The organism is Pseudobacter sp., assembly GCF_051955275.1.
Classification (GTDB): Bacteria; Bacteroidota; Bacteroidia; order Chitinophagales; family Chitinophagaceae; genus Pseudobacter.
In genome coordinates this window covers 1-18,477 of record NZ_JBQCGW010000057.1, presented here as the reverse complement: position 1 = coordinate 18,477, position 18,477 = coordinate 1, and the positions used below count along the sequence as shown (strand labels likewise).

The following is an 18,477-nucleotide window of genomic DNA, read 5'->3' as shown; positions in this document are numbered from 1 at the left end:
AGAATACCGTTTTGCAGAATATATCAATATCATCCTTGCTTCGCTGGACCCGCATACCCGCTGGACACCCCCTGTAAATGCAAAGCCTCAGGTGGAGAATTTCGGTAAGCGCTATTATGGTATCGGGGTGGCGCTGGAAGATATCAATGGAAGAACATATTTCAATAAAGTGGTGACCGGTGGTACCGCTTATGCTTCCGGAAAGATCAGGGAGAACGACGAACTGCTGCAGGTAGGCAACAGCGAAGGGGATATGGCCGATGTGAGCGGGCTCAACGTGATCGAGATTGCACAATTCATCCGTGGCGATAAGAACTCCGATATCTGGATAACGGTTAAATACCCCGAAGGTGGCATCGAAACCATACAGCTGAAACGAGATGAGATAGCAGATAAAGAGGTGCGTGCCCGGAGCGCCGTGATCAACCGTGAATCCGGAAAGATCGGGTATATCAATCTTTCCAGGTTCTATTCAACCGGTGAAATGATGACGGGCGATCTGAGTTGTTCAGCCGATATGAAAAAAGAAATTGAAAAGCTGAAAAAGGAAGCTGTCAAAGGTATTATCGTTGACCTGCGCAATAATCCCGGAGGGGATTATGCCCAGGCATTGCAGATCATCGGGCTCTTCCTTCCCGGCGGACCGGTAGCTCACCTGAAGGCCGGAGATAAAATTTCCACCAATGCACTGCCTGCAGATAATGTACCGGTTTACGATGGCCCGCTGGCCGTGATGATTAACGGTCGCAGTGCTTCTGCTTCCGAACTTTTCAGTGCCGCCATGCAGGATTATGGCCGCGGCCTGCTGATAGGCAGTAATACTTACGGAAAGGGAACAGCGCAGTCGACTTTTCCTATCGGGCGGGTAGACATAAAAACTCCCAACAGTCCGGCACTGGACCTGGGCAGCCTGGTGATCACGCACAGTAAGTTCTACCGTTCCAGCGGCGCCAGCACGCAACTGAAAGGTGTTAAGCCGGATATTGAACTGCCTTCTGTTTTTGCAAGGGGATATGCATCAGAATCCAACCAGCCATCCGCGCTGCCCTGGGACGAGATCCCGGTAACGGCCGTTAAAAAAGTACAGGAACCTCAGACCATCGAGTCGTTGAAACAGGCTGTGGAACTGCAATTGGGCCGGAGTCAGGAACTGAAACAGGTACGCCTCAAACTGGATAGTATCAGAAAGGACAATGAAAGCAACTGGTCCCTCAATTGGGATACATTCATGCAGCAATGGCAGCAACGAAGGACAAGAGTGAATGATCTGAATCTGTTGCTCAGATTACCCGCTGCAAAGCAAATGAACATCAGCCCGTCGGGAGCAGAGGACGATACTATTGAAAAATGGCGTAAGGGCCTTTGCGGCGACCTTTACCTGTCGGAGGCAGTACAGGGTATGGAAGTAATGATCAGCAGATTATAGTTAGCAGTTCTATAGTTATAAAAAAAGAAATGCCCCGGGTAGCAACGGGGCATTTTCCTGTATAAAAAAGTTGAATTACATTCTTTCCGGTACACGGATACCCAGCAGTTTCATGCCGGTGGCAATGATCCGGGAAGTGATGGCTGCCAGTTTAAGGCGGAGTTGTTTCTTTTCCGCAGATTCAGCATTCATTACAGAGTGTTCAGTATAGAAAGAGTTGAATGACTGCGCCACTTTAAAGATATACCCGGCAATCACTGAAGGATTGTGCTCAACGCCGGCCTGAGCAATAATGGCAGGGAATTGTTCTGCTAGGGTGATCACAGCTTTCTCTAACGGAAACAGGCCTCCGCTGTTGGCAGAACCGGTTTCAAAGTTTGCTGCTTCCTTTCTCAGGATCGACTTGATCCTTGCATGTGTATACTGAATGAACGGCCCCGTGAACCCCTGGAACTCTATCGATTCCTCCGGATTGAACAACATTTTCTTCTTCGGATCAACACGCAGCAAAAAGAATTTCAGCGCACCCAATCCCAGTGTATCATATAATTCCGCCAGTTCGGCTTCATTGAAATCCTTCACTTTACCCAGTTCTTCTGTTTTAGCGGCAGAGATCTTCACCATTTCATTGATCAGGTCATCCGCATCAACCACAGTGCCCTCGCGGCTTTTCATCTTTCCGGTAGGCAATTCCACCATGCCGTAACTGAGATGGTAAATACCATCGGCGGCTGGCAGTTGCAGTTTCTGCGCGATCAGCTTCAATACCTTGAAGTGGTAGTTCTGCTCATCGCCCACTACATAAATGCTCTGATCGCATTGGTATTCTTCCTGCTTCTGTACAGCCAGGCCGATATCCTGCGTGATGTAAACAGAAGTGCCATCCTTTCTTCTCACGATCTTCTCATCCAGGCCATCAGCCGTGAGATCGATCCATACGGATCCATCTTCTTTGGCATAGAACACGCCTTTCTCCAGGCCGGACTCCACCAGGTCTTTGCCTAATAAATAAGTATTGCTCTCGTAATATGTTTTATCGAAATCGGAACCGATGCGCTGGTACGTTTCGTTGAAACCCGCATATACCCAGCTGTTCATCTTTTCCCAGAGGCTCATCACGGCCAGATCGCCCTGTTCCCATTTGATCAGCATCTGGCGGACGGCGCGCATGGCTTCGGTGCTGTTACGCGCGATCTCTTTCACTTCGTCTTCGGCTTCCTTCTTTTTATCACCGCTCAGTTCAGGCAGTTTGCTGAGGATGGCTGTGAGCTTGGGCAACTCACCCGCATCCACATCCGAAGTGTCCCCGCTCAATAACTTGTCTAATATGGGGGCGGCCTGCTCTTTCAGCAGGTTCTCGAATTTTACATAATAATCTCCCACGAAATGGTCGCCTTTGATGCCTGTGCTCTCAGGAGTGGCGCCATTGCCGAAACGTTCCCAGGCCAGCATGCTTTTGCAGATATGTACGCCACGGTCGTTCACGATGCAGGTTTTCACCACATCAAAACCGGTGGCTTTGGCGATCTCAGCGATGCTCCATCCCAGGAAGTTATTGCGGAGGTGACCCAGGTGCAGGGGCTTGTTGGTATTGGGGGAGGAGTACTCCACCATCAGTTTTTGTCCATTTGAAGGATGGTACCCGTAATCGGCTTTACCGGCATTGTTATCCAGGAACTGCAGCCAGTAAGCTTCGGAAATACTCAGGTTCAGGAATCCTTTGATCACGTTGAAGGCGGTGAAAAGCTCCGGATGGGCTTTTACCAGCTGCGTGCCGAGCTCCTGGCCCAGGCCTTCAGGGCTCTTTTTCAATGGTTTCACCAGGGCAAAGAGCACCACGGTATAGTCGCCCTCAAACTCAGGCTTGGTCTCGTTTACCAATACTGAACCGGCAGGGAAATCTGTCTGGTATAATGCTTTGATCTGCTGATGAACGGCCAATTGAATGTCTGCAACAATGCCCATGAACTTGATTTAAGGGGGCAAAATTAATGTTTTAATCAACAAGACACAGCCAGATGGGCATAATCCTGTCATGTCTTTCCCCTAACTTTGCGTCGCGACAATTAATATAAGGATGTTGAAAGACTGGGTTACTGGTATTATTGATTTTGTTTATCCGCCGTTCCGGAAATGGATGCCTCTTCAGACCTTCAGGTATGCTGCCTGCGGTGGCGGCAATACCTTCCTCGATATATTTATTTATTATATCAGCTATAATTTTATCCTGGATAAACAGGTGGTGCACACTTTTGCAGGTGCCATCAGTCCTCATATCATGGCTTTCCTCATCTCTTTTACCATCAGCTTTCCTACCGGTTACCTGCTCAACAGGTTCATCGTATTCCCCGGCTCCACGCTGAAGGGAAGGGTGCAGTTATTCCGTTATTTTCTGCTGGTGCTGGTTTGCATCGGCCTGAACTATATCTTCATCAAACTATTTGTGGAGCAATTCCATATTTATCCTACCATCGCCAAGATCCTGACCACCGTGATTGTGGTGAGCTTCAGTTATCTTACGCAAAAGCAGTTCACATTTAAAGTGGAAGCAGCAAAAGAGTAATGGGATTACATAATGTACTGTACATTTTGGCGGTCACTATCCGCCGGCATGTATCTTTTGTCAGTTTCATATGTTGATGTTACCAGACAGATTTGATGAGGTACCATAACATCATGAAACAAACGACGATCTTGATGAAGGAACCCAGTAAAAAACCGATGAAGGAGCCTAGTGCCGCTTTCAGGGACCGGTTGGTGGTCTGCCCGCCGATCAGTTCTCCTATGAAGGCACCGATGAACGGCCCGATGATCACACCCCAGGGGCCCATCCAGAAGGCGAGCAGGAAGCCCAGTGTGCAGCCCCAGGCGCCGTATTTGCTGCCTCCGAACTTTTTGGTGCCGTAGATAGGGATCACGTAATCCAGCACAATGATGACCACTACAATGCCCGCCCAGATCACCAGGAACTGTGTACTGAATGGATCGGGGTCTCGCAGCTGTTGCAGCAGCAGGCCGAACCAGGCAATGGGCGGTCCTGGCAGAACGGGTAGGAGGCTACCCAGGATACCCAGAAAAATTAGCACGAAACCAAGGATGATCCACAGCCATTCCATCAGATTATGAGTTTGAAAAGGGAAGATACTGCCAATTTTTCACCTTTCAACCAATGGGCATAATGATTGATAACCAATAAGCGAACATAAAATTCAGCACAATTATGGGAAAGATAATAGGAATTGACCTGGGTACTACCAACAGCTGCGTGTCAGTGATGGAGGGAAATGAACCCGTGGTGATCGCCAACGATGAGGGACGCCGTACTACCCCGTCTGTGGTGGCTTTTTTGAAGAATGGTGAAAGAAAGGTAGGAGATCCGGCCAAAAGGCAGGCCATTACGAACCCGCACAACACCATCATGAGTGTGAAGCGTTTCATGGGACGCCGTTATGATGAAGTGACAGAAGAAATCAGCCACTGGAGCTATAAGGTAGCAAAAGGTGACAATAATACCGTACGTATTGACATAGACGGACGTTTATATACCCCGCAGGAAATTTCTGCCATGATCCTTCAGAAAATGAAGAAAACAGCAGAAGATTACCTGGGACAGGAAGTAACAGAAGCGGTGATCACCGTTCCTGCCTACTTCAATGATGCCCAACGTCAGGCAACCAAAGAAGCCGGTGAGATTGCCGGTCTGAACGTCCGCCGTATCGTGAACGAGCCTACTGCAGCCGCTCTGGCCTATGGTCTCGATAAAAAGAAAGCAGACGAGAAGATCGCAGTATTCGACCTTGGTGGCGGTACCTTTGATATCTCCGTACTGGAACTGGGCGACGGTGTATTTGAAGTGAAGTCTACCAACGGTGATACCCACCTCGGTGGTGACGACTTCGATAAAGTGATCATGGACTGGCTGGCAGATGAGTTCAAAAGCGACGAAGCTGTTGACCTCCGCAAAGACCCCATGGCACTGCAACGTCTGAAAGAAGCAGCAGAAAAAGCGAAAGTGGAACTGTCTTCTTCCAGCGAAACCGAGATCAACCTTCCATATATCACCGCTATCGATGGTGTTCCAAAACACCTGGTGAAAAAACTGACCCGCGCCAAATTTGAGCAACTGTCAGATAAACTGTTCGAGCGTTGCCTGAAGCCCTGTGAGCAGGCGCTGAAAGACGCCGGCATGAGCACTTCCGATATCGATGAGGTGATCCTGGTAGGTGGTTCTACACGTATCCCCAAAGTACAGGAGATCGTTGAGAAATTCTTCGGAAAGAAACCCAACAAGGGCGTTAACCCGGATGAAGTGGTAGCTATCGGCGCCGCTATCCAGGGTGCGGTCCTCACAGGTGAAGTAAAAGATGTACTGCTGCTGGACGTTACCCCGCTTTCTCTGGGTATCGAAACAATGGGTGGTGTAATGACCCGCCTGATCGAAAGCAACACTACCATCCCTACACGTAAATCCGAGACCTTCTCTACTGCCAGCGATAACCAGCCTGGTGTACAGATCCATGTATTACAGGGCGAACGTCCGATGGCCAACCAGAATAAGAGCCTCGGTACCTTCAACCTGGATGGTATCCCACCAGCTCCCCGTGGCGTTCCGCAGATCGAAGTGATCTTCGATATCGATGCCAACGGTATCCTGCACGTAACTGCCAAGGACAAAGGCACCGGTAAAGAACAGAAGATCCGTATAGAAGCCGGTAGCGGTCTGAGCAAAGACGAAGTGGAAAAAATGAAGGCCGAAGCTCGTGCCAACGAAGCAACCGACAAGGCTGCCCGTGAAACGGTTGACAAGATCAACGCTGCTGACAGCATGATCTTCCAGACTGAAAAACAACTGAAAGAGTTCGGCGATAAGATCCCTGCTGATAAAAAAGCTCCGATCGAAAACGCTCTTAATAAACTGAAAGAAGCGCATAAGTCACAGGATATTGCCGCTATCGACGCTGCAACAGCAGAGATGAACAATGCCTGGACAGCAGCTTCTGAAGAAATTTACAAGGCCCAGCAGGCCGGCGGCGCTCAACCTGGTGCAGATCAGGCTGGTGCTAACGGCGGTGGTCAACCGAATAACGGTGGCGGCGAAAATGTAACCGACGCTGAGTTCGAGGAAGTGAAGTAGGATCTTCTTTCCATAAAATAGCAAAAGGGTGTCTTTGGAGACACCCTTTTTGCATTGGGGATATAACTGTCTACTGCTGCTTTTTTATACAGGTGTATTTAAAAACTGACTCCCAGTTGCCAGTATCGAAGACTGTTCCGTTCTCACTGCTTTCCGTGGTTGTTTTGATGCTTACCTGCTTCAGACCACCTGTTTCGTCAAATGTATTGGTATATACTTTGTCAGTTTTGTACAGAGTGGTAGAAACGGGTTGGTCACCTTCATCAACCCTTTTTACTGAATACAAATATTTTGAAGTTGTGATGTTGTTGGTGGAAAGTATCTGGGTCATTTCAAAATGATCATCACCGAAAATTGTGTAGAGCATAAGGCCCAGCCCGTTTACTGATAACGGATTGATCTTATTATCGTATTGAAATTCAAACCTGTCTTCATAAATAGTGTTTTCCGACCTGCTTGACACATTCTCTCTTATATGGTTGCCGTTGTTGTCATAACCGAAGGTAATGGCAGCGGCATCGTTAGTCCTTACTTTGGTAGAAATAAGCTTGTTGTTTGCACCAAAACTGTAATTGGTAGTGTCTTTTCTCCGTATACTTCCATCCTCGTTTAGCCTGAGCCTGGCAACATAAGCTATCTTGTTTCCTGCGTCAGCCTTGTAATGGAATTCGTATGTTTTTATAAAAGCGGTGCCGTTGTTATTGAAGAATTCTGCTTTAACAGGAAATCCATCCTGGTAGGACCAACTGACATAGCTGTCCATCCTGGATGTACCTGCTTCATCAACAACAGCGTGAATTTCGGCCCTTGAGATAAGATGTTGCTCATTGTACAGGAGGTTGAGGGATCCCTCCCCGAAATTAAATTTCTGAAGCTGGATGAATTCTTTGGGAGGTTCTGGTGTTTTGTCGCTTTTTTTACAACTGGTAAGGCTTGCTGCTGCTATAACGATAGGGATAAAAAATAAATTCTTCATAATTATTGTTTGATTGTAAGAAGGACGCCAGTAGGGAAGCGTTCTTTGATCGTATATGAAAGCTTACTGCTGCTTTTTGATACAGGTATACTTTAAGATCGACTGATTATTATAAGCATTGGTGACTGCTCCGTTCTCCCTGGTTTCATTGGAGGTATTGGTAGTTACCTGCTTTAATCCGCCAATTTCATCCAGCGCATTGACGAATTCTTTGGTAGTGCTTATCTGATAAGTGTAGGTGGCCTGTCCGTCGCCATTCAGTGTTTTTCTCAGGTAAACAGTTTTTGCTTTTACCGGGTTGTTATTGGAAAGTATATGGGACACTTCAAAAAGTTCCCCCTGGAACAGGGTGAACAGTGTGATACCAAGCCCGTTCACTGCAAAAGGATTGGTGTTATTGTCATACTGGTATTCGTAACTGTATTCAAAGGTCTCATTCTCTACTCTTTTCAGTGTATTTTCCTGTTTGAAATTTCCATTGTTGTCGTATGCAAATAGATTGGCTGTGGAGCCTTCCCCCCTGTATTTTATTGAGGTAAGCTTGTTGCTTGCATTGAAAGTATAATCGGCAGTGTCGCCCCATTGCATGTTTCCGTTTTCACTCATTCTGCCCATGGCTACATAAGCAATTCTCTTTTGGGCATCAGCCTTGTAATGTAATTCAGAGGTTTTCCGGAATATCGCTTCGCTTTTATTAAATACTTCCGCTTTCGTTGGAAAGCCATCCTGGTAAGTCCAGGAGATATAAGCCGCTAATACTGGTGCCTCTTCCTCCTCAATATTGTACACTATATCAGCTCTCGATAACTGGTGTTGTTCGTTGTACTGAAAATTGAGGGCACCTTCACCAAAATCAACTTTCTGCACCTGAATAAATTCCTTTGGAGGTTCCGGCGCCTTGTCGCTTTTTTTACAACTGGCGAAGAATGATGCTGCGAAAATAACCGGTAATAATCCTGTTTTCATGTATTGGGTTTTTATTGTAACGCAGAAACTGATTGTGAAATTTTACACCTGTATTTAGTGAAACGCTCTGCTGTGCTGTGTTTTGGCGATTCGTTCCGTTGTTGAAGTGATTCATGTAAAAGTTCTGTTGATCCATGCATCTAAAATTTTTTTTACATTTTTTTATTCATATGTGGTCAAGAAATTCTGAAATCGGCCTGTTTCCAGGCTTTTTTGCATTTTCAAAAAATACATTGCATTTTTACTGTCAAATACCCCTCATGCGACCAATTTTCCTTTCCTTTATTTTCAGCTTAGCTGTTCTGGCTGCATTTTGCCAGGAACCATCTCTCAAAACCGCCATTGTAAGTACTAAAACAGCTGCGCACCAGAACGCCAGCAAAACAAGGATCCATCTGGTTCCACCAGCTGGCTTTGAGCCAATGTCTGGCTTTTCCGGTTTTCAGAAAGCAGGTAAAGGGGTTATCATAGTGGTGGAGTTGCAGGGTGAGAATAATTTTGATAAAACTGCCGCTTCCTTTACCAAAGAAGGTTTTGCTGCCAAGGGCATGATCATGCGCCAGACGCAGGACCTGACTGTAAACGGAATGAAGGGGAAAGCAATAGTAGCCACCAAAGGCGATGACGGAACCAAATCCATTATCCTGGTGTTTGGAGACGCAACATTTACGGCTTTGATCACCACTGTTTATCCGGGCGGTGAAAAAGAGACGGAAGCTGATATGATAAAGAGCCTGGAGTCTGTATGGATGAACAAAGACCAGAAAGTGGATGCCTTTGCGGATGCAAAGTTTACGCTGACTCAATCTGCCAGCAGATTCCGCTATCTTAACAGTGTTGGAAATATGCATATTTACTCACTCAACGGTGTGGATCCGGCCAAAGTTCCCAACACGCCCATGGTGATCATTTCACAGGTAGCTGATGCAGGAATCAAGGCGTCAGTGCTTAAAGCCTATGCCAGAGGAGTGATTGAATCTTTCAGGGAAAAACAGGGTACTGATTTTATTACCAATAAAGATGAAGAGGTAACCATCAATGGCGCTTTAGCCAGGGAGATCAAAGAAACCGGCAAGAGTGAGGGAAAGGATGTGTTTGTTTACAATTGTGTGATCCTTGGCAAAGGTTTTTCAATCAGTGTAATAGGAGTGGCCAAACGCGATATTGCTGAAACGGTGAAGGATTTTGAATCATTTGCAAGAGCTGTTAAGCTGAAATAAATTACGCAGGGTGTGCCCAGTCGCTCGGGGTGACGCGAGCAACTGGGCACTCTCTCAGTAATTGTTTATGACTTCTTCTTCAGACAGGTATACCTGATCAGCGTGTGCTCTACGTATCCATCCACCTTCTGCCCGTTCTCCTTAACCTCAAAGCTGTTTCTTACTGCAGACTCCCTCAGGCCGCCCTGCGTGTCAAACACATAATCCATTTCAGATAAGAAACTTTCCTCACTGTTGTAAGTAGGTTGATTGTCTTCACCAAAGATGGTATGACCGAAAACATTTTTTACATAAACAGGGTTGTTGGTGGACAGCAATGCGTTTGCCAGGAATGGCTCATTGTAATACACTGAGAATATATACAATCCAAGCCCATTCACCGCAAAGGGGTTGATATTGTTATCGTACCTGAAATCGCCTTTGTAACTGTACAGGTCGTTGCCGGTTCGTTCCTCACTATCTGTTGCCTTCAGGTTGCCGCGCTCATCATAGGAGTATCCGTGGTAGTTTTCTGCATTGAATTCCACGCCCACTACCTTGTCATTCACGTTGAAAGTGAACTCCACCGTGTCTTTGCGTTCGGTGCTCCCGTTCTCATAGAACCAGGTCCTGGCGATATATCCGATCCTTTTCTGGGGATCAGGATGATATTTGAGAACAGTTCTTTTAAAGAACCGGCCGCTTTCACTTAATTGAAAGTAGTCTGCAGTTGCAATCTGGCCGTTCACATAATTGAAATCAGTGTATTGGTAAAGTGCCGGCTCCCCGTCATTCTCGTCCCTGGCCAGCTGTTTTACTTTGGTTAACTGATGGCTGTTATTGAATTCGAATCTGAGATAGCCATTTTCATGCTCGATAATCTGTAACTGAATGAAATCCTGTTTGGGAACATCAGCAGGCTTGTCGCTTTTTTTGCAGCTTGCAAAGAGACCCGCAGCAGCAATAACGAATAATATTTTTGTTTTCATGATTATATTTTGTGCAAAAGAACTGAGCAAATTCTTAAGGGAAATATAAAGTGAGCGGGATGGAATGTGCTTGTAATGCTGTGTGGTAAAGCGTTTGACGGTTCGGCGGTTTAAATGTCTGGTTGATCCGCTGTTTTTAACCGGTTGTGCGGAAACCTGTTTTTATGAACTTTCTTTTACTTAAACTGTAGCCGCAAATAAGGTAAGAATCATTGAAAATGGAAGAGGGCGCTTCGTTTGAAGCGCTCTTTGTTTTTCTGAGGTTTATTATTCATGTAATAGGATGAGAGTGATTGGCGCAGGATGCATCGAAAAACCCGAAACAAAAACGTTAATGTATTGGTAACGCGTGGCTATGTTTCAACTTTGGAAAAAGCGGGTACATTTATAGGCACCAAAGATTCATCCAGCATTGTATGCAACAACTGGCTTTGAAAATAAGAAAGGGTGATGAGCAGGCGTTTAAAGTGTTCTTCCATAATACCCACCACGCTGTACTCAGATATCTCAACAAACAATTGCAAGACAATCGTTTCATTGATGATATCATTCAGGAAGTATATATCAAGGTCTGGCCTGGCCGAGGGTGGAACTGTAAATTTCCTGTGTATCCTGAAAAAACCAGGCCCTGTACAGGCCTGACTCCAATGCCTGGCAATTGTTCAGGTTGAGGGTGGCATTCGTAGCAGAATTTATGATTATTAAGCGAAACTTCATGATTTTTTAATATAAAAAGCGGTGGCCCATCTTGCTGAGCCACCTCTTTTCGTTTTTCATGCATCAGTTTTTCAACATATCCAGTATTCCTTCATTTCTGATGATCAACATTCCCTGTCTGTCTTCCGTGATGCCTTCTTCCAGGATATACGTGTACCTGGGTCTGACGCCGTCCATGATCGTTGGCATATACCTGAATTGGATATTCTCCGTTCCCTTCAGGGCTTCGCCCACTTCAATGATATGTGTGGACACGATGAACAGGCAATCCTGGTATTCGGCAAATGCTTCCGACACGGCCAGGGTGCCGTCATATGCGTCCTTTACATTCGTTCCTTTGAACAATTCGTCGAACATGAGTAAGAGTCGCTTGCCGCTGCTGGCGGCATCTGCAGCCTGCTTCACTCTTACTACCTCCGCATAAAAATGACTGTAGCCAAGTCCGATATTATCCGCCACATTGATACTCGAATACATCCCTTCCCGTACCGAGAATTCGAAAGTTTCCGCAGCCACCGGGAAGCCTATATGCGCCAGGTAGAGACCGATACCGATCGATTTCATCAATGTTGATTTACCCGCCATATTGGCCCCTGTCAGGAAGATCACATTTTGTGCTTCACTCATATGGATATCATTACCGATGGCTTTATCTATGCAGGGATGCGCCAGACGGGAAGCCTTCAATACGTTCAAGTCAGGAGGTAATGCTCTGGCATAGGTGAAGCCTTTCTTACGTGCTACCTGGCTCACTGCAATGTAAAGATCCAGTTCATAGATGAATTGCAGCAGGTCATCCATTTCAGACTGGAAGCGGCTTTTCAGCAAATGATCATACTGCGCCAGGGTGGTTACAGTGATATCTGCATAAATATCTATTGTACGGAATTTCTCCAGTTGTTTATCGGAAAGCAATTGGAGCAGTTGGTTGACGCGGTTGGCCAATGGACTTTTTAATTGCTGCAATACTTCCAGGATACCATGGCATCGATTCAGGGTTACAATGGTGGCCTGAAGTCCCTGCACCGATTTCTTGTACCTTTCATCGCGGGTGAGTTTGCTGAGTAATTTTTGCGTAAATATGATCAGGGTAGTGGAGATGGCATTCCTGCCCGAACCGGCATCCAGGTATTCCCGCATGATATTGAGTTGCTGTACATCGAAAGAAAAGCCCAGGGTGGATTGCTGAAAGAATTGAAAGATCCTGCTGCGTTGATTGATGCTTTCAGCATCGGTAAGGGGATTACGGAACATTTGATCCAGCAACTGTTCTCCTCCCCGTGTTTTTACTTCATTGAAAAGATGGTACACTGAACCCTGTCTGAATTTACCCAGCAGGTTCAGCTCTTCTACGGTTTGCTTGTCTGTATTGAAACTCATGATGTACAATATTTGTTGTGCTGTGCCCAGTCGCTCGCCTCCCGGCGAGTGACTTTTATTGGTTCGCCTCTGGCGAACACCGTGTCGCCGGAGGCGACGGAATATAAGTCACTCGCCGGGAGGCGAGCGACTGGCAGCACCCTGATAGTTTAACGGGCTGCGCGTTTACGGCCATGCTTCAATGTTTCCAGGATACCTTCATTGCGGATGATGATCATGCCATGACGATCTGCTGTAATTCCACGCTCTAACGTATACGTGTATTCGGGAATATTTCCATTCATGCGTGTGGGCAGGTATTGGAAACCAATTGATGGGGCCTCCTGCAATCGTTCACCGGCTTCAACGATATGCGAAGAGATGATGAACATACTGTCTTTCTTTGCAGCAAAGGCCAGTGTGATCTCCACAGTTGCTTCATGAGCATCTTTCACATTGGTGCCGCGGAACATTTCATCGAAGATGATGAACAATGATTTATTGGCCTGCAGCGCTGCTGCCACTTTCTTTACCCGCAATACTTCTGCATAAAAATGGCTGGCCCCGATGCCGAGGTTATCAGGCAGGTTGATGGTAGTGTAAATGCCATCGAGCACAGAGAATTCCATTTCTTCCGCCGCTACCGGAAAACCGATATGCGCTACATATACGGCTGTGCTTACGGAGCGCAGAAAAGTGGATTTACCAGCCATATTCGCGCCCGTGAGAAAAACTACATTTTGTTCCGGGCTCATGGAAAAATCATTGCTCACCGGCTTTGCCAGTTCCGGATGATAAACGCCTTTGAGCCGGAGTATGTTTTTCCCTTTAGGCAACGCTTTGGGAAATATGAACTTTCTTTCCCGTGCCACTTTGGCTATTGAAAGGTATACATCCAGTTGATAGATCTGTGCCAGCAATTGCTCGATCCTGGTGCGTTCACGATGACGGAAGAGCAGATCATACGCAGTAACAGCGGCATAAGACAACTTTGCTTTTTGTTGTTCGCGCAGTACGGGCTCAAAGGCAGGGTCGAGGAGGAGGGAGGCAATCACCTCCCTTTCCTTAGACCAGGATTCCATGGCTAATACATCCTTTGATTCTATGAAAACTTTGATCTGTTGCACCAGGCTGATCAGGGCAGTTACTCCATTACTGATCTCTTTTTCACTGAGTACGGTTTGCTGTGTGCCCTGCTTCTTCTGTTCATCGGCTGCCAGCAGATATTTCTCCGCCATATCAAATAAAGCCCCTTCGAAAGGAAAACGCATATTCAGGACAGAAAAATTCCGGATGATATTGCTGCGGCGGTTGATCTCCTGCTGGTCACATAATGGTTTGGTGAACATTTCTTTCAATACTGATTCTGCACCACGGGTGTTCGAGTAATTGTACAGATCGAATAATCCCTGGCTATCCCGCTTGCCGAAGATCCGCAGGTCTTCGATCGTTTGTTCATCTGTTTGTAAGTACATCGTTTTGTTATTTTCTTTTCCGGCGGATTAAGAGTACAGTGCCACCGATGAGCAAAAGAGCAGGCAGTACATATACAAAAAATATTTTCTGGTAATAAGCGGCTCTTTCACCAATGTTCATGAAGATATCTTTATCGGCCGGTCTTGGCATAAAAACGGGAAACTGATCATTGGTTAACCAGGTATAGGATGAAACCAGAATGCGAAAATTGAACGGATCAACAGCCAGCATCCTGTTGCTGGCGTAATCTGCATCCCCGGCAATCATCACCCGTTGTTCCTTGCCATTGATCTTTCTCGTCATTTGTTGCAGGGTCTTAAAAGAAGGCCCTTTGATATCACCTTCCATTGGATTGAAGGGAGGCACGATGGAATCGATAACAATAGGGCCGGCCTTCAGCCATGTGCTGTCAGGTATGGTTATTGTAAGTGAATCAGTGCTGAACCCTTTATCACTGGTAAGGGAAATTCCTGTAACGCCAGGCATAAATACAGGAATAGTATCACCTCTTTGTAGCTTTCCCCATGAGGCCATATCGTCCGAAAGTCCGGAGCAGGCTTTAGTCAAATAGGGGATCACCTTGTCAGGTGTTTCGTGGAAGGTAGGTTGCAATATTTGTCCATTCATCAACTCAACACCGAGATGCGATAATAAGGGATTCACTACATATTGTTTTCCTGGTTCGCTGCTTACCAGCAAATTTCCTCCCTTGTCGATGTAGTTCTTTAATTTGTTCATCGCTACCGGGCTCAGATCTACTTTTGGATCAGCCAATATCAGCGCATTCAAAGTATCTGGAATATCCTGCATGGCAAGGTTGATGGTATCTACATCAAAGCCATTATTCAGCATGGAAGCCCGGGATTCCTTGCGCGCTGCATGTACGCCATACTCACGTTCTCCTGTTTTAATAATACTGCGCTCAAACCCACCCGTTACAAATCCTACAGACGGCATATCGGTACCTAACACACGTTTAAGCGCTGCTATCATGTTACTTTCGTCCGGCCAGAATTTCGGATCAAATTCGTAAGTCCGGAGGAAAGTGGTACGTCCCTGGTACTTCAGTTGCATCACCAGGTTGTAACCTTCCGGATTGAGGTCAATGATCTTACGCATTTCTTCCGGAGGCATGAACATAGACAGGTTGGCATCCACCAGTTCTGCCATCTCTGTTGCTATTTCAGTCAAAGGCTTTCCCGGGAAAGCCCGGTACAACGTACTGTCATCTTTTGCCGGATCGTTGTCATAATAATACACATATTTAAAACGGATATCAGGCTTAAAACGGAGGTAAGGCTCCCAGAGGCCAGACAGATACCCTGCATTGCGCGATTCGGGCATGCCTGCTCCAATACCATTTCCTAAGAGATTAGTGTAGAGTGTTACTTCGAGTGTACTATCCTTGCTGAATTCACGTAAGGTGGCTTGCGTTTTCGGATGAATGGTATTGCGGTCTGTAGCAGTTGTATCCCAATAGCCAGTAACTGCAGGCCGGGAACTGGCATAACCAATGAATAGTACTACCAAAAATACCGCAACATATCTTCCCATTTTGATAAACCTGGGCCTGGATTCCCTGTCATTCTTCAGCCTGATAAATGTGAAAGTCAAAAACATGCACGTAACCAGTACAAAATAGATCACATTCTTTGTTACAATCAATCCGTGAAGTATTTTCTCTGTCCGGTTTTGCATCGAAAGAAAATATGTAAGATCACGTATGAAGTCGTACCGTTGCCATAAGCTTCCTATATAAGTCAGTATAAACAGCACCACAAAGGTTGCGAGCGCAGATACGATCTGGTAAGAGCTCAAACAGCTCATGAACATGCCTATGGCAGAATAAGTACAGATCAGCAGATAAAGACCCAACGCTGCTGACAACAATGTCCCGTAATCAGCTTGTTTGATATCGAAAATACCAGTTGCAAGAAACATGGCAACGATCAGTAGCAACAACAGGTTATACAGCATGATACCAAGATATTTGCCAAGTATCACCCTTCTTAAATTTACCGGGGAAGAAAAAAGCAAGGCAGTTGTGCCACTATTGACTTCCCTGCTGATCAATCCCATCGTAAGAATAGGAATAAACAGATACAGGTTGCGTACGATATTTTCGAGAAAATTTTTACCATAAAAAATACCTTTAGTCAGCGGTGGGTCAAACCCACCAAAGGATACCATATTTTTTATCGATAATTCCTGGTTATTGGCATAATCGTATACCGGACCGCAAAAGAAAACGGCACATTGTACCAGAAAAACGAGGAGGACGAACCAGGCAATGGGTGAGTAAAACAAGTATCGAAACTCGTTTTTTGCTATACCGAATATAACCTTCATGGGAATGATTTATTTATTTTCTTTTTCTTCTGATTAATGTAACAGTGCCGATCAAAAGCACTAATGCAGGCAACACCCATAAAAGCAGAATTTTTTGAAAAGCTGCCCCGGCAGGGCTTAGGATGAAGATATTGTCTTTAACACGTGGGTAGGGAGTATACACAGGGAACCGGTTGTCAGTAAGCCAGCTATAAAGAGGATCAATGATATTTTCCTTTTGCCGGAGATTACTCAGATAATCCGCGTCTCCGGCAATAATGATACGTTGCTCTCTGTTGTTGTGCCGTCTCGATAATTCAATGGAAGAAGCAAAAGACCTTTCCTGGATATCGCCTTCCGCCGGACTGAAAACCGGAGTAGCAGAATCTGTTACCAGTTTACCTGTTTTGATCCATGTCTTCCCAGGCATGGTCATATACAGGGGTTTTATGGTAAAGCCGCTATCTTCAGACCAGGACATTCCGGTGGCTCCTGCAAAACCGACTTTTAAACTATCAGCCTTGTGGCCGTTTTCCCACACATATTTAAATTGTACCAGTTTTTTGTACTCTGCAAGTTGAAAGGCATCAAACGTATAATAGTTGGTTATCTTATCCGGTGTTTCGTTCTTGCTGGGCTCAACCAACTGACCATTGCTGAATTGAACGCCCGTTTGAGACAGCAGCGGATTCAATACATACTGCTTGCCAGGTTCGCCCGACACCAGCATGTTACCACCGTTATGGATATAGTTTTGCAGCTTCTTCAATACCGTTGGAGACAATTCCATTTTCGGGTCCGCCATTACCAGGAGGGAAGTTGAATCAGGTATATGCTGAGTAGCGAGATTAAGGCTATCGGCATCAAAGCCAATATTGATCAGGGCACCACGATTCTTCTTGTTAAGAACATGAGTAAAATATTCCCTTTCCCCTTCTTTATAAATATTGCGCTCCAATTCTCCTGTAGCGAAATACACCTTCGGGATAGGATCCTGCAACAACCGGCTGAGAGCTGCATTCATATTTTGCTGATCAGGCCAGGGGCTTGGCGGATCATAATAAAGTCTTACCAGCGTAGTACGTCCCTTGTATTTGAACTGCATGATCACCTGGTAATCCTCTGGTTCAAGATCAATCTGCTGCTGAATCTCTTCCTGAGATTTGAACAACGCCGAATCTACTTTGCTCATTCTCGCCAGCAACCCCATGATTTGTACCAGGCTTTTCCCGGGGTACTGACTAAAAATATTTTGACTTCCTTTGGGCAGTGCATAATAATACTCATATTTAAAATCGATATCAGGCTTAAATCGCTGGTACCCCTCCCAGAATGTGGTCAGGTAGTTATTGCGTTCTTTCGGAAAGCCATGGCCTGCATTATGTCCAAAAAAGTTAGTATACAATGTTACTTCTAATGGGGCTTCGTTTAATCTTTTTAATAACTGTTGTGTTCGGGGATGAATTGTATTGGTTTTGGTAGCCGTAGAATCTAAGTAACCCGTTAACCTGGGCCGGGAACTGATGTATCCAATTGCAAGAGCTCCGGCAATAATAGCCAGGTATCTGCCCATTTTCACATACCAGGGTTTTGCTTCCCGCCCGGCCTTTAGTTTCAGCAAGGTGAATCCTACAAACATGGCCATGATGATGAGGTAGTAAAATACATCTTTGGTAGTGAGTAATCCCAGGGTCATCTTTTCCAATCGTCCCTGCATGGAAAGGGAATAAGTCAGGTCCCTTATGAAATCGTAATCCTGCCATAAGGTTCCGATACTATTTAAAATGAATAATACAATAAAGGTGGCTATAGCGGCTACTACCTGGTAAGTGGTCAGGGAAGACATAAAGATACCGATAGCGGTCAGTGCGGTAAGAAACAGGTAAATCCCCAGACTGGCACATAAC

13 protein-coding genes are annotated in these 18,477 nt (G+C 45.8%); 4 read left to right on the top strand and 9 right to left on the bottom strand.

What is annotated here, in order from left to right; genetic code table 11:
• Positions 1-1,426, top strand: a 1,426-nt coding sequence (locus ACTHMC_RS05610) for a carboxy terminal-processing peptidase (protein ID WP_440411594.1), incomplete at its 5' end; no start/stop codon positions are given.
• Positions 1,427-1,501: 75 nt separating this feature from the next.
• Here the strand turns inward: ACTHMC_RS05610 and argS are convergent.
• A complete protein-coding gene (gene argS / locus ACTHMC_RS05605; protein WP_440411592.1) occupies positions 1,502-3,391 on the bottom strand; it encodes an arginine--tRNA ligase in 1,890 nt (629 codons plus the stop codon).
• Between the two features lie 112 nt (positions 3,392-3,503).
• Between argS and ACTHMC_RS05600 the strand changes: the two genes are divergently transcribed.
• On the top strand, positions 3,504-3,989 hold the full coding sequence (locus ACTHMC_RS05600) for a GtrA family protein (RefSeq protein WP_440411591.1): 486 nt from the start codon (positions 3,504-3,506) through the stop codon (positions 3,987-3,989).
• Positions 3,990-4,068: 79 nt separating this feature from the next.
• Here ACTHMC_RS05600 and ACTHMC_RS05595 read toward each other — a convergent pair whose 3' ends face one another.
• Positions 4,069-4,542: a DUF456 domain-containing protein gene (locus tag ACTHMC_RS05595; protein WP_440411590.1), complete on the bottom strand. Its 474-nt coding sequence runs from the start codon at positions 4,540-4,542 to the stop codon at positions 4,069-4,071.
• Positions 4,543-4,646: 104 nt separating this feature from the next.
• Between ACTHMC_RS05595 and dnaK the strand changes: the two genes are divergently transcribed.
• Complete coding sequence (gene dnaK / locus ACTHMC_RS05590; RefSeq protein WP_440411588.1) at positions 4,647-6,560, top strand: molecular chaperone DnaK; 1,914 nt, start codon at positions 4,647-4,649, stop codon at positions 6,558-6,560.
• 70 nt (positions 6,561-6,630) lie between these two features.
• On the opposite strand, the gene ACTHMC_RS05585 is transcribed toward dnaK, so the two are convergent.
• Both ACTHMC_RS05585 and ACTHMC_RS05580 read right to left on the bottom strand, forming a co-directional pair.
• Positions 6,631-7,536: a hypothetical protein gene (locus ACTHMC_RS05585; protein WP_440411587.1), complete on the bottom strand. Its 906-nt coding sequence runs from the start codon at positions 7,534-7,536 to the stop codon at positions 6,631-6,633.
• A 63-nt stretch (positions 7,537-7,599) separates the two neighbouring features.
• Positions 7,600-8,502: a hypothetical protein gene (locus tag ACTHMC_RS05580; protein ID WP_440411585.1), complete on the bottom strand. Its 903-nt coding sequence runs from the start codon at positions 8,500-8,502 to the stop codon at positions 7,600-7,602.
• A gap of 260 nt (positions 8,503-8,762) precedes the next feature.
• Here ACTHMC_RS05580 and ACTHMC_RS05575 point away from each other — a divergent pair, with 260 nt between their 5' ends.
• Positions 8,763-9,722, top strand: coding sequence for a hypothetical protein (locus ACTHMC_RS05575; protein ID WP_440411584.1), 960 nt, complete (start codon positions 8,763-8,765; stop codon positions 9,720-9,722).
• A gap of 65 nt (positions 9,723-9,787) precedes the next feature.
• On the opposite strand, the gene ACTHMC_RS05570 is transcribed toward ACTHMC_RS05575, so the two are convergent.
• From ACTHMC_RS05570 to ACTHMC_RS05550, 5 genes are all read right to left on the bottom strand, one after another.
• Positions 9,788-10,690 carry a hypothetical protein gene (locus ACTHMC_RS05570; protein ID WP_440411582.1) on the bottom strand — a complete coding sequence of 301 codons (903 nt, stop codon included), beginning with the start codon at positions 10,688-10,690 and terminating at the stop codon, positions 9,788-9,790.
• A gap of 780 nt (positions 10,691-11,470) precedes the next feature.
• The gene (locus ACTHMC_RS05565; protein ID WP_440411581.1) at positions 11,471-12,787 is read right to left on the bottom strand and encodes a MutS-related protein; all 1,317 of its coding nucleotides are present in this window, start codon (positions 12,785-12,787) and stop codon (positions 11,471-11,473) included.
• Positions 12,788-12,936: 149 nt separating this feature from the next.
• Positions 12,937-14,241 carry a MutS-related protein gene (locus ACTHMC_RS05560; protein WP_440411580.1) on the bottom strand — a complete coding sequence of 435 codons (1,305 nt, stop codon included), beginning with the start codon at positions 14,239-14,241 and terminating at the stop codon, positions 12,937-12,939.
• A gap of 7 nt (positions 14,242-14,248) precedes the next feature.
• On the bottom strand, positions 14,249-16,591 hold the full coding sequence (locus tag ACTHMC_RS05555; RefSeq protein ID WP_440411578.1) for a Gldg family protein: 2,343 nt from the start codon (positions 16,589-16,591) through the stop codon (positions 14,249-14,251).
• Between the two features lie 13 nt (positions 16,592-16,604).
• A partial coding sequence (locus ACTHMC_RS05550; RefSeq protein ID WP_440411577.1) for a Gldg family protein occupies positions 16,605-18,477 on the bottom strand: 1,873 nt, incomplete at its 5' end.